At 34.7% G+C, this 12,412-nt stretch carries 14 protein-coding genes and 1 riboswitch; of the genes, 11 read left to right on the top strand and 3 right to left on the bottom strand.

Going from position 1 to position 12,412, the window contains the following annotated elements:
• Nucleotides 1-96: 96 nt before the first annotated feature.
• Complete coding sequence (locus tag G3O09_RS01855; protein WP_163099445.1) at nt 97-978, bottom strand: helix-turn-helix domain-containing protein; 882 nt, start codon at nt 976-978, stop codon at nt 97-99.
• A gap of 642 nt (nt 979-1,620) precedes the next feature.
• On the opposite strand from G3O09_RS01855, the gene G3O09_RS01850 reads away from it, so the two are divergent.
• From G3O09_RS01850 to sinI, 11 genes are all read left to right on the top strand, one after another.
• On the top strand, nt 1,621-2,463 hold the full coding sequence (locus tag G3O09_RS01850; protein ID WP_163099444.1) for a M15 family metallopeptidase: 843 nt from the start codon (nt 1,621-1,623) through the stop codon (nt 2,461-2,463).
• Nucleotides 2,464-2,531: 68 nt separating this feature from the next.
• Nucleotides 2,532-3,992: a magnesium transporter CorA family protein gene (locus G3O09_RS01845; RefSeq protein WP_163099442.1), complete on the top strand. Its 1,461-nt coding sequence runs from the start codon at nt 2,532-2,534 to the stop codon at nt 3,990-3,992.
• A 322-nt stretch (nt 3,993-4,314) separates the two neighbouring features.
• Nucleotides 4,315-4,809, top strand: coding sequence for a hypothetical protein (locus tag G3O09_RS01840; protein ID WP_163099440.1), 495 nt, complete (start codon nt 4,315-4,317; stop codon nt 4,807-4,809).
• Nucleotides 4,810-4,921: 112 nt separating this feature from the next.
• On the top strand, nt 4,922-5,704 hold the full coding sequence (locus tag G3O09_RS01835; protein ID WP_163099438.1) for a hypothetical protein: 783 nt from the start codon (nt 4,922-4,924) through the stop codon (nt 5,702-5,704).
• A 73-nt stretch (nt 5,705-5,777) separates the two neighbouring features.
• On the top strand, nt 5,778-6,341 hold the full coding sequence (gene lepB, locus G3O09_RS01830; protein ID WP_163099435.1) for a signal peptidase I: 564 nt from the start codon (nt 5,778-5,780) through the stop codon (nt 6,339-6,341).
• A 50-nt stretch (nt 6,342-6,391) separates the two neighbouring features.
• Nucleotides 6,392-6,823 carry a hypothetical protein gene (locus G3O09_RS01825; RefSeq protein ID WP_163099434.1) on the top strand — a complete coding sequence of 144 codons (432 nt, stop codon included), beginning with the start codon at nt 6,392-6,394 and terminating at the stop codon, nt 6,821-6,823.
• A 15-nt stretch (nt 6,824-6,838) separates the two neighbouring features.
• Nucleotides 6,839-7,621: a hypothetical protein gene (locus G3O09_RS01820; protein ID WP_163099432.1), complete on the top strand. Its 783-nt coding sequence runs from the start codon at nt 6,839-6,841 to the stop codon at nt 7,619-7,621.
• Nucleotides 7,622-7,784: 163 nt separating this feature from the next.
• Nucleotides 7,785-8,993 carry a sensor histidine kinase gene (locus tag G3O09_RS01815; RefSeq protein WP_163099430.1) on the top strand — a complete coding sequence of 403 codons (1,209 nt, stop codon included), beginning with the start codon at nt 7,785-7,787 and terminating at the stop codon, nt 8,991-8,993.
• Nucleotides 8,986-9,612: a response regulator gene (locus tag G3O09_RS01810; RefSeq protein ID WP_163099428.1), complete on the top strand. Its 627-nt coding sequence runs from the start codon at nt 8,986-8,988 to the stop codon at nt 9,610-9,612. Before G3O09_RS01815 ends, G3O09_RS01810 begins: the two co-directional genes overlap by 8 nt.
• Nucleotides 9,613-9,627: 15 nt before the next feature.
• On the top strand, nt 9,628-10,464 hold the full coding sequence (locus G3O09_RS01805; RefSeq protein ID WP_163099426.1) for an HD-GYP domain-containing protein: 837 nt from the start codon (nt 9,628-9,630) through the stop codon (nt 10,462-10,464).
• 550 nt (nt 10,465-11,014) lie between these two features.
• A riboswitch (cyclic di-GMP riboswitch) is annotated at nt 11,015-11,102 on the top strand.
• Nucleotides 11,103-11,132: 30 nt separating this feature from the next.
• Nucleotides 11,133-11,270, top strand: a complete 138-nt coding sequence (gene sinI, locus G3O09_RS01800; protein WP_163099424.1) for a DNA-binding anti-repressor SinI — start codon at nt 11,133-11,135, stop codon at nt 11,268-11,270.
• 161 nt (nt 11,271-11,431) lie between these two features.
• Here sinI and G3O09_RS01795 read toward each other — a convergent pair whose 3' ends face one another.
• Both G3O09_RS01795 and G3O09_RS01790 read right to left on the bottom strand, forming a co-directional pair.
• Entirely contained in the window at nt 11,432-11,752 is a 321-nt protein-coding gene (locus tag G3O09_RS01795) for a helix-turn-helix domain-containing protein (RefSeq protein WP_163099422.1), read from the bottom strand.
• A 376-nt stretch (nt 11,753-12,128) separates the two neighbouring features.
• Complete coding sequence (locus G3O09_RS01790; protein WP_163099420.1) at nt 12,129-12,404, bottom strand: hypothetical protein; 276 nt, start codon at nt 12,402-12,404, stop codon at nt 12,129-12,131.
• Nucleotides 12,405-12,412: the final 8 nt, after the last annotated feature.

Below are 12,412 nucleotides of genomic sequence, written 5' to 3'. Positions count from 1 at the left end.
AAAAACAAATGACCAAAAAATCCATATTATTTAATTATACCCCAATTAATAAATAGAAAAAATCTGAAACAGAAATGTTCCAGATTTTTAAGAGGGTTATGCAACTTCCAAATTATGAATTCGTTCTTTAATGAAATCCAAAAATTTATCCTCTTTTTGGATTTCAAAAAAGGAGATGGATTGATTGAAATAGTGGATGGCGCGCTCATTTTTTTCCATAAGCTCGAAATTGTATCCGATTTGGTAATAGAGATAGCCAAATATATACATGCTGTCATTTTTTATAGAGCATTCTAGTGCTTGTTCGCACATTTCGATTGAATCCTCGAATTTTTCTAATTTAGTGAGAACCATTGCTTTATTGTATAGAATCCTTACAAGCAGTGAATCATCACGGATAATAGGTCTGCGATTGATGTATTTTATCGCATTATCATACGTTTTCAATGCTTCAGGGTATAATTGTTCTTTAAGATAGACTACACCGATGGCATTCAGAATGTCTAATTCTCTTTCCGACCAGACCTTTTCTGATTGATGGGTGAGGGAAAGGGCTTTTTTAAGAGTCTGAATTGCTTCTTCATAAGGAATTCCAGTCGCATGATCTGAAAATCCTTTGTGCCAAAGCAATAGTTGATAATTTTCCTTATTTTGAGTGAAAAGAGGATTGTTTAATTCTGCTTGTACGATTTCTTTGACGGCCTTAAAATCATGGTTCCTCGTTTCTTTCCTTAACTGAAATTCAACCTCTTGAACATAATCCAGTCGAGGGGTCTTCGCTACGTCGAAGAAAAAATTAATATCCACGCCAAGGCGCTCGGCAATTAAATAGAGAGTAGTAGCTGCGGGAGTAACCTCTCCTTTTTCAATTTTGCATATTTGTGCCTGGCTGCAAATCCCATCCGCTATTTCTTCCTGGGAATACCCAACAGACTTACGAAGTTCTTTTATTTTGTTACCAATTAGTGTAAAATCCATGTATGTGAACTCCTCTAATTTTATTCATATAATTATTGAAGACTGTAATAACTCAATAAATGCATGAAAATGAAGTGAAAAACCGTCCATAGAGACCAAAAACAGCATAAATACGAGATTTTAATGTTTTCTGAAAATATGTTTTAATAGATTTATCCTAACACATTATATGACTTTTTATATATATTTCCAACTATTTACTATTTGGAACTGTAAAATGCTCATTAATGAAAAGGAAGGTTTAATTTCTTGTTATTTCAGGAAGTTTTCCACTCAAACTAGAATTCTATGTTTCTAGTTTCTCGATAATGTAGGGACCCCGTGTCCCTGATGGCCCACAGGACTATATTCTGTGGGATTTTTTTGTGGTTTTTGGCGGTGCCTGTCACCACCCGAAAAATCTTGTTTCACAGCAATGTTTCACGGAATAATGCAATAGAACTCCGCAAATTCCTCCATATCTCTTCTCCTAAACTAGCTACCCGTATTCTCAAATCCATGAATCTCCCATCCAATGGTACGAAAAAAGGATCCATATACGACCTCTCAACTCTAGCAAAATGAAGATTTGTTCAGTTTTTTGAGACACTTGCCGTTCCAAAAATCGACAAAAATTCATTTAATATAGAAAGGAGTGATACTATGGCAGTGAAATTGGAGACCTTATTAAGTCGGTCTACTAAAAACATGGGTAGTGGGATCAATCCAGTGGTGAAGGAATCTGCACTTGAAGTGATCAGGCAAGCGTATCATGAAGGATTATATGTACAAATCACGAGCGGATATAGAAGCTATGCCGAACAAAATCGCCTTTATGCACAAGGCAGAACAGATACATCAAAACCCATTGTAACCAATGCAGAAGGTGGGAAATCAAATCACAACTATGGTCTGGCGGTTGATTTTGTCATTATGAGTGAAGATGGATCTAGGGCTCTGTGGACGGTGAATGACCAGTGGAGACGTGTGGCAGAAATCGCAAAGAAGTTAGGATTTGCTTGGGGCGGTGACTGGAAGTCCTTTAAAGACTTTCCACATCTAGAGATGATGGGTGGCATGACCTTAAAAGATTTGCAGGAGGGTAAAAGGCCGAAGTTAGTGTCCAAGGTTCCTCAATCTGATTCTGCAGATAGAAAGCTTACTCTTGGTGAAAAAGGTCCAAATGTGAAAATCCTGAACAAAAAGTTAAATCAACTAGAGTATACAAGAAAAACAAATGATGTGTTTGATGGGTATACTTTAAGAGCCTTGAAAGCATTTCAAGAGGATTACGACCTCGAAGTAGATGGCGTATATACTAAAGAGGTTGGAAAGCGGATGGATGAGGCTATAGCTGAGCTGGAAAACCTTTACGATATAGCTATTGTGCCAAAGAAAAACAAAAACACGTATCGTCTAGCGAAAATAGTGGATACGACCAATAAAAAATTGATTCGGCAATTAATTAGAGAGGGCTATCTGCTAATCGAGGGTCCATATGATTAAAGCTCTGGTTTGGAATCCAATTGGAAGGGGAAACTATACTGTATACCTAAACAGTTGGAGGACGGGGCATGGTTGAATATACAGAAACAAATAGGGGCTTGACCCATAGAATCCAAACTGAAAAAACCTTGTTTCAATTCATGTTTCCTTTTTCTCTTAGGAATAATGGAAAAGGGAACTTTATGGAAGCTATGCTTGAACAGGGATTCCATTTTTTCAATTTGAAGGATACAAATCAAGAGGGAAAGTATTATGGCGAGCATTCCATCTCACATCGTAGCTTGGAAAAATACTTTCTACCAAATATAGAGCCCATTCTTTTCCCAAAGTCATATAAGAGTCGTGAAGGTTTTAGACGTTTTTCCAAAGAGATGGACTTAGATTGTAATTTAAGCTCCGAACATTTGAATACTAGTTTTCATATTCCATCCTTTGATATATTAATTTGTCCTTTTCATATTGGGATCATGAATATTCGAGTAGAGTTACCATCGGGGTTGTCAGTCACAGATGCACTACAGTTCGGGGACATATTCCGTGTGATGGAACCAATCATGAAAGATGAAGAAAATATGAAAATAGGCTGTGGGGAAAAAATCTTCTCAAAAATGAAAGACTTCATCTTTGAAACTCTTTGTCCTCTTATGGTGGACTATATGGAGCAACACAAAGAAAACTCACCATATTTCGGAAGTCTTCCGTTCTTCATTGATGAAAGGATGTATGTTCTGGGGTATCTCGCGGTTGTTCCTGAAACGGAGATTACAAAGGTTGATCTATTTAGAATTGGACAACTGAACGGCTATGATCGAGAAGGAAATCCTGTTGCAGGTGCATTAAATGAAAAGTACATCAATCGGTACTATGATCGGAACGTGTACGATCGTTGGGCGGACGAGACCTATTACGTCACAAGTGATTATACGTTTTGCTGCATCACAAAATCCGATTCAGAAGAAATGAAGAATCAGTTGGCTTCCCAAATGTATGGTCAGCATTTTTATGCCTTATTACTATATTTCTACTATAAAATCGTCCTTATGAAACTAACCTATGAACATTCCAAAATTGATATTGAAAAAGATCAGTCAAGTCTGGAAAAAATCATCCTTATGATTACCGAGTTTTCTGCTAAATATTTCTTTCCTGAAGTAAACAGTAGAACGTCTGGCAAGGAGATATTCCAAATTGTTAAAGATGTATATCAAATTGAGCATCTTTACGAACACGTCAAAAAAACGCTGGAAACCCTTTATCAGAATCAAGAGAAATTAGCTGCGAAACGAAACAATTACTTGCTACAAATTTTAACGACATATACGGTCATATCCGGTATTTATGGAATGAATCTCGTCATTAAAGACTGGGAAGGGAAAATTAAATGGGGGAAAATCCCGGGATACACCCTGTTTGAGTGGATCTCCCTTATTGTTGCTTTAAGTGGAATAACCGTAGGGACAATACTTGGATTATCTGCCCTTACTAAGTGGATCAAGGAACGTAAGAGCAACAAAAATGAACTCTACTAAAACCAATCGGGTTAGAACCTATCTTCGGTACCCTTTTGTATTGGATGAGATTGTAAATAAAGAGAAAAAAGTCATTTCTCATTTCCTATGCTTGATTCACATTTTTTCAAGAACCTATTGTTGGACATTAGTCTGATAATAGGTTCTTTTTTTGTGGGAATCGGCAAGATTTACTTGAGAGTATGAGACAGCATCATACTTCAGGATGAGTGAGAGTTCATTCTGATTGTTATTCAGTTTCATCCCGATACATGATAGGAACCAATTTAGAAACTTGATAGCATAAGAGTATCAAGTGAAACAGTAGAAAGAGGAGGAGGAAATGACGCGAAGGAAAAAAAAGATATTCACAGCGTTTCTAATCTTTTCAACCCTTTTCGTTGGAAACGCCTATGCAAATCAAGACTCTGGGATCCAGATGAAAAAATGGTATGAAAAATTGGAAATAGTTGTACAAGAAGAAGTGAAAGAATCAATTAAAGCTTATAGGAATAGTTTGCAACCTGCTTTGGAAAATGAAAAACAAAGACTACTCACAAATTCAACTGCACAAGTAACTGAATTTGCAGAGAATGAAAAAAATAATAGGAATAGTGCAATAAAAAGTTATTTCTCTACTTACTCTATTTCACTAAACGAGATGAGAGAAAAACTGTTCGGTTCAGATGATAGAGAAGGGAAAATTTCGGAAGACTTCTCGAACTTCGTCGAACAAAATAGCTTAAAAGTAGATTCCTATTATGACCAACAAGTAGATAGCATCATCGACGAGATTTCCTATGAGATTGATGGGCATATTGAAGAAACAAAGAAATAAATACAAGCTCCAAATTAGGATAATTAAAGAAAATAAGGATTAATCAAACCATTTAAAGAAGAGATCTAACAGTCTCTATCAAATAAAAAACCAAAATAAAAGGAGAAATAACATGAAAACAATCTTAGGAACAGTAAAAGGAAAAGTAATTACAGGATTCGTAGCAGTAGGCCTTTTAAGCGGAGTGGGTACTGCATTTGCTAATACGGATGCTGGTGCACAACTTGGAAGTTGGTACCAAGCTAAATTTAACCTAGCAAAAGGCGAATCTGCTACAGCATTCGCTATCTATGGAGCTTCAGTAGGGAACAAAGCTATATCTGATGCAAAAGAACTAAAGAATACAACAGTAAATACAATTAAAACTGCAGGTGAGAATGAGTCTACAAGAGCAAGTGCTGCAATTAACAATGCTAAACAAAGTCATATTGATGCAATCAACAATAAAGAAGCATCTATCACAACTAATATGCCAGGAGAATTTGATAGGTTTGTAAATGGGGTAAATAAACAAACTGATGGTTTAGTTAGTACTGCGACATTCTTGGCTAAAAAGGATTTCACAAAAGAAGTAAACAAACAAGGTGCAGACTCTGTCGCATCGGTAAACACTAATGTTGGAAAAACTAAAACTGATGCTGTTGCAGCGTTACAACAAGAAATTGAAGCTACAAAAGCTGAGTTATCTAGATTGATTGAGGCGGAAAAAGCAGCTGCAACACAAGAAATGAAAACAAATCTTGATGAAAAAATCAAGCAAGCAATGGCTGAAATTACTCAACTTCTTGCAGATTTAGAAACTGCTAACAAAAAAGCAATTACTGATAAAGGTGCTGAAATCGAACTAGCTGCTAAAAGTGAACTTGATGCCCTAGTCAGCGGAATCATTAAGTAATAATAATTCAATCAAAAGTCTGGGGTCTCAGGACTTCAGACTTTACTTTTAGTTATAAAAAGGAGAAATACAAATGGCAGCTGCTATCGGTAGGGTAGAAACAGAAATAACAACCAACGAAAAGGTAAAAAAAGATAAATCAAAAGAATGGATTTCGGCTATTGTTAAAGGTTTAATTATTTATCTCCTTGTGACTTCAAGTATCGGAATAACTAGGGTATCCGGTCATTCAATGGATCCAACCCTGAGAAATGGCAGTTTTCTTATTATAAACAAATTGTCGGCTTTATTTATGGAACCTTCTTATGGAGATGTAGTTATAGTTCATCAAAATGGATATGACATCGTGAAAAGAGTAATAGGAATTCCGGGTGATAAAATTCTCATACAAGAGGGACAGGTCTATGTGAATGATGTTCCTATTCCAGAAATCTATACACTTGGAAATCCAGATGATATGGAGCTTGTCACTGTGCAAGCGGGAAAGGTTTTTATCATGGGAGACAACAGGACTCCAGGAGAGAGTTTAGATAGTAGAGATTCGTCAATGGGTCCTATTTCATCTTCAGATATCAAGGGCTATGCTGTCGTGTCCCTTTTCCCATTCTATAAAATCATGAAGCCACTTCATATGTGAGGCTCGGTTTCAACTAATCTTATTTCATGAATATTTGAAAGGAAGAGATTATGAAAAACAAAGGGAAAATCGCATTTATCAGCATGGCATTGCTCTTATTTACATTCATTACTACAACCACCATAAGTTATGCAAATGAGGACTTATTAGGGAAATTAAAACAGTGGATATTGTTAAAAACACAAGTGTCAGAACAGGCAGCTTTATTGCAATTGGAGAAAGACCTCAATACTGAACAGCAAAAACTAAAATCTGATTTGATAAATTTTATTGATATTGAAACATATAAAGCAGAAGAAGACTATCAACAGTATATAGAGGCGGAATCTAATAAGTATAAGAATCTTATCTCAAAGGAAGCGAATCGTATTATTCAACAAGGTCAATGGGATGAAGACGATCGTGTAAGCTTAGAAAATCAATTGAACCAAGTAATAGAGTCAATGGTAAGTGAATTGGAAGAGGCAAAATCTCAAAAATAAAGTGAGGTGATTACAGTGAAAAAACACAGTATTAGAATACTACGAATGAAAAAATTATTTAGAAGAAAGTGGTCAATCTGGATAGCTACTTCATTTCTAATTCTGTTTGCTAGTATAAATATCTCTTATGCCGGATTGGACCCTGCATCTCTTCTAGGTGAACGATACGAGCCTGAAAAAATGAATGCTTTTAATAACATGGATAATGAAATGGAGCAACAATTGATCGAAAAAAAGGAGGTTCTTAGGGAGCATGTCATAGAATCACTTAAAAATTATGATCGTGAAATTGAAAAAATGCTAGAAGATACTACAACAGCACACTCCATAAAACTTCATGAATATTATTCCTCCCTTATTTCACAATTAGATTTCTCAAAGGATAAAGAAAAAGAAGCATTCGCAGTTGAAGCAAAAACCATTTATGACAGAGCTTCTCAGCAAATAATTCTGATTTCAGAAAGATTGAGGATAGAAGCTCAAGCAAGGGAAGCTGTGAAAAAAGAACAGGAAATGCTAGCGAATGAAAAAGTTGTTGTAGATAGCCAGAAAAATAATGAAAAGTCCTCTCCAACTGAAGAACCTGCTAACAATCCAGATTTAGAGAAGGACCATGAAAAAGAATCGACAGAAAGTAACAAAGAATTGGACGAACAAGAACCTTCTCAATCAACAGAAAGCAACACCTCAGAAAGTGGTAGCCAGGACCTTGAATCAGTCACTATACCAGCTCCCGTTCAAGATGAAACAATCGAAGACCCTGAGAAAACCACGAACCCCCCCACCGAAAACCCATAGAATTCAGCAGGTGCTCAATGCAAACTGCTGTTTTTTTTGTCTAAAAACCCCATAAAAAGAAGAAAGAATTTTCAAAATACGACAATTTAACACCGTTGTGACAAAAAAATACTCATGTTAAAATTTGTAAGTGTTAGGTATATTTTACCATTCGGAGCGTAATATGGTTCTCTATCAAATAAATGACAGTTATTTTCATTTTTCACAAATATTATTTCCATCGTTTCAATGGATTGGATGGATACTTTTGGTTCTGGTATGCGTTTTTTGTTATATGAGAGAGAAGATTAAAATAGGACATGCACTCTCATGGAAAAGTAGACTTATTACAAATACCATTAAAACATCTCATTCAATTGACTCATTACAGGAATTGCATCAAATTGCAGAAAAACTTATAAAAAGGACTATTCAAGAAAAGAAATGTTATATTTGTTGGTTTCAAAACCATCTATGGATTGAAGATTGGTTTACCAATTATTATTCTAGACAATTAATTGAACATAATGGTATATGGTGGAACACACAACGAAGTATTCGTTTAACGAATTATATCGGTGAGGAACAATCTTTTAATTTTTATCCACTATATGTAAAGGGGAGTGAGGGGAATATAGGGGCAATCCTAATTCCAGTAACAAAAAACAACACTTACTCTGTTCAAAATCATGTTTTATTAAATGTAATTTTAGCATGGATTGTTAATCAGTCTAAAAGAATCGAACAGGATAAGAAGTTATCTAGAGAGGTTAAGTCTAGTGTACAACATTCTGTTTCACAGGACATTCACGATGGAATTGCACAACAGCTATTTTTCTTATCTACTCTTCTGTTTCAAGTTAAGTCTGCCGTAAAAAGGCAAGGAGAAGATAATGTACAATTATTAGTAGAAAAAATGGAGGCTCAGTTGTCACAATCGCAACTAGAGATAAGAAGTCTGATTTCCACCCTAAGGGAAGAGAATCAAACTATCAATCTTTTTGAAGCTATTCAACACTTTATTAATAAGAGTAAAAGAAATACGACAACGGAGATTCGTTTAATTACCAAAGGGTCCATTGCCCAAGAAGCTGCGGAAATAGAAGAAATAATTTATCGTTTTATTCAAGAGGCTGTCAATAATTCAATAAAGCATGCAGTAGCTACAAGAATTGACATTCATATAGAAGTGAACATTGTGCAATGGATTGTAAAGGTTCAAGATAACGGTGTGGGAATCGAAAAAAAGACAATTCCAGGTAGATACGGTTTAGTGGGAATTCGAGAAAAAATATCCAAAGCAGGCGGGCAAATGCATATTCATTCAGAGAATCGTAATGGAACCGAAGTCATTGCCATAATACCGAGGGGGTCTATAAGAAATAATGATTAGAATCTTATTAGCAGACGATCACCAAATTGTACGTGATGGAATGAAGTTGATAATCGAAAGTCGGAATGATTTTGAAGTGACAGGAGAAGTTTCTAATGGATTAGAGTTACTGAATGTAGTATTTGATGTCCAGCCTGATCTGATCGTATCAGATTTAAAAATGCCAGGTCCTTCTATTATTGAAAGTTGTAAGGTTATAAAAGAAAAGCTACCTAAAACGAAAATAATTATTTTAACAGCTTATGATCAAAGTGAAGATATATATTTGGCTATATCTCAAGGCATTGATGGATATATCATGAAGGATACACCACCATCTGAAATTCTCAAAACCCTTGAAATGGTAAGTTTAGGATATTCGTGTTTCCAACCTAAAGTAAATATGCTGAAGGAAGAAACGAATACTCAAGTGTTTTTGAATTTAACCGAGCGGGAACAGGAAATTTTCCAATGTATTTTCGAAAATTTAAGTAATAGTGAGATAGCTGAGCGGATGTTTATCTCTGAAGCAACGGTCAAGACTCATGTAAGTAGTATACTTCGCAAAACTGGCCAGCCTAACCGGTCGCAAGCTGTACTTTATGCCATTCAACATGGTCACAATTTAGTGAAATTATAAAAAGGGGATGAACTAATGGATAAACCCAATACTATTAAGCAACCAGAATGGGAAAACCCCCTCAGGAAATTATATCGTTATCCAATTCTAGTGATAGCGGCGCTAACGTTATTACTTACATTTATTATTGAATGGACATCTTACCAAGCTCTCATATTAGCGATTAGTATTTCTTTTACAGTACTAATTGTACAAATCTATCAGTCTCATGTCCGTTTAGAAAAAAAGAATAAACAGCATAAGGAACATATTTTTCATTTATTGAATACACTTGTCCCACTTGTTGAAGGGAAATCGAGGACCACTAGAAATGAGATTCATTATACAAGTTCTCTCATGAAGAAATTAAGTTTCACAATGCCTGAAATTAAAGTGAAAGCATGGGAGATTGAATTACTTGCTTTGTTACATTATGTGAGCAGGGTTCAATGGCCTGAATACATTTTTGAAAAAGATGAAAGATTAACCCATTATGAATTCGGAATAGTTAAAGAACATTGCCAGCTAGGTTCAAAATTATTAGGAGAGTTTACGGAATTTAATAATGTAAAACATTGGTTCTTGGCTCATCATGAAAGAATTGATGGATCTGGCTACCCGAAGGGATTAAAAACCAATGAAATACCGCCTATTTCACAAGTGCTTGGAATCGTAGAAACCTATTTAGCTATGACAAGTAAAAAGCCATATCGAGAAGCACTTTCTTATGAAGCGGTCATTTCAGAATTGAGAAACTTGCAAGACGTTAAATTTGATAAACATCTAATCCAGCAATTTATTTTCATCATTTCTGAAGACGAAAGAGTAGGTATCGAAAAAACAAGGTTAGGACTGATCTCTAAAACTGGTTGAATTATAGATGGAACTGACCTTTTATGAAAACATATATTTTAAATTAGCCTATAATTCTTTTAATCAAAATGGTTAATCCAACTAGTTTCTATTATTAAATAAAACTTGTGTAAACTTGAACATCACCCTGAATAATGAGCAATTCGGAAACTGCTCCTTTATTCAGGTTTTTCTATGTCTCTAATCTAGAAAGGCGTTTATCATCAATTCAATGTTAAGAAGATGGAAAATGGTTTGCAGAAAAAATTTACAATTAAAGGTTCTTCATCCAATTAGATTAGAATATCTTTTTATATCCGATAGAAAAGTCCTGTTCGTACTAAGTGTCTGAAAATTACGATTATTATTTCGGGTTATTTCGATGTTTTTTTATGTTATTTAAAAAAATTAGAAATGAATATGTTTATAATGTAGGAATATTTGTAGAATAATAGAAAAAAGTGAAAATAAAAAGCTTGAACATTCCATAATTTCTTTACATAAAATGACATATTTATTCTTATTTAATGCCTTATACTAAGTATACAAGAAAGATTTCCAAGTTGTTAATAGCAGAAAAGGGCAAACTTATTGAAAAATAGGGACGCAAAGTCACGGGTCTAAGGTATGGTTACTACTATGATGGCTGGACTACCTGAAATACAATAGGTATTTTAGGAGGGGTAATGATGGTGATTTCTAATGTCAGCTCTGAGCTGGATCAAGAATGGATTGAGCTGATAATACAAGCAAAGGAAAATGGAATAAATAAAGAGGAAATCATTGCGTTTTTAAAACAACATCAAATACAGGAAGAAGCGATTTAAAGGCTCATGGGAATGAATGTAAAAAAATCTGCGCCTTAAAGAAGTTGGATTTGACAAAACTCCTTTTAAGGTGCAGATTTTTTAGGTAATACCTATATCTTAAATTTAGTTTTTCCCTTTGAACAGCAAAGTCAAAAAGCATTTAGCTTTTTGTTTATTCCTTAATCCTTTTTTAATTTCCATTTATTAAACTCAATGAAATCTCGGAATTGTTCTTTAGATACACCTGAATTCATGGCTTCTTGAACAATCTTCATCCAATCAGCATCTAGGCTATCTTTGCTAGGTTCGTCATGAAGCAGCGAATCGACCGGAACCTCTAACACAGTAGAAATTTTCTCAAGGAATTGAATGGAAGGATTCGTTTGCAAATTTCTTTCTAGAGAGCTTAAATAGGATTTGGCTACTCCAGCTTTTTCAGCAAGCTCTGACATAGACATCTTTTTTTCTTCTCTTAACCTCTTTACACGATCTCCAATCACATTTATCACATCCTAAAGTGATATGTAAAAAATATACATACACGCGAATAAAAAATTTATATACATAATAGTAACAGAAAAAAACCATATATTTCAATGAAAAGCAAAGTAGTTGTAGGGTAATTTGGAAGTGAAGATAAGACATTCTCATATTGTGATGGATTTGCTGACTTTAGACAGTACTCTTCTAACCGACAAGTATGTAAAGATTGCAAACCATGCCTGGCTATTAAATATTGATTAGATTAAAAAAGAAAAATCCCATTAACAAAGAATCGAATTGTTAACGGGATTTTTCCAAAGTCTTATACACTTTGAATTTCGGAATATTTTCTTAATTCCTTTTCTAAGGCAGTGTTATCTTGATATACCAAATTTATTTTATCTCAATGACTTCAAAAACTTCTGGTGAAGGGGAATTCGAGTCGGATTCTTTATCTTCTATTGAAGTTATTTGGTCCTTTAATGGCTTCGTGTATTTGGCAAGTATTTTTTCCATATCAAATGAGGGCTTTGCATCTAAAGTTTGGATAGAATCCTTTTCATCTTGAATAGAAATGACTCCCGCATTAATTAAGAGTACTGGCCATAAAATTAAATTGCCAAGGATAAGCGTTGAAATGATCATTGAAGAAATATACTTCTTTTTCATTTTATCAC

This window comes from Peribacillus alkalitolerans, assembly GCF_010882125.1.
GTDB classification, from domain to species: domain Bacteria; phylum Bacillota; class Bacilli; order Bacillales; family DSM-1321; genus Bacillus_BN; species Bacillus_BN alkalitolerans.
Note: the sequence above shows the minus strand (reverse complement) of the source record. Positions and strands in the feature narration are given on the sequence as shown.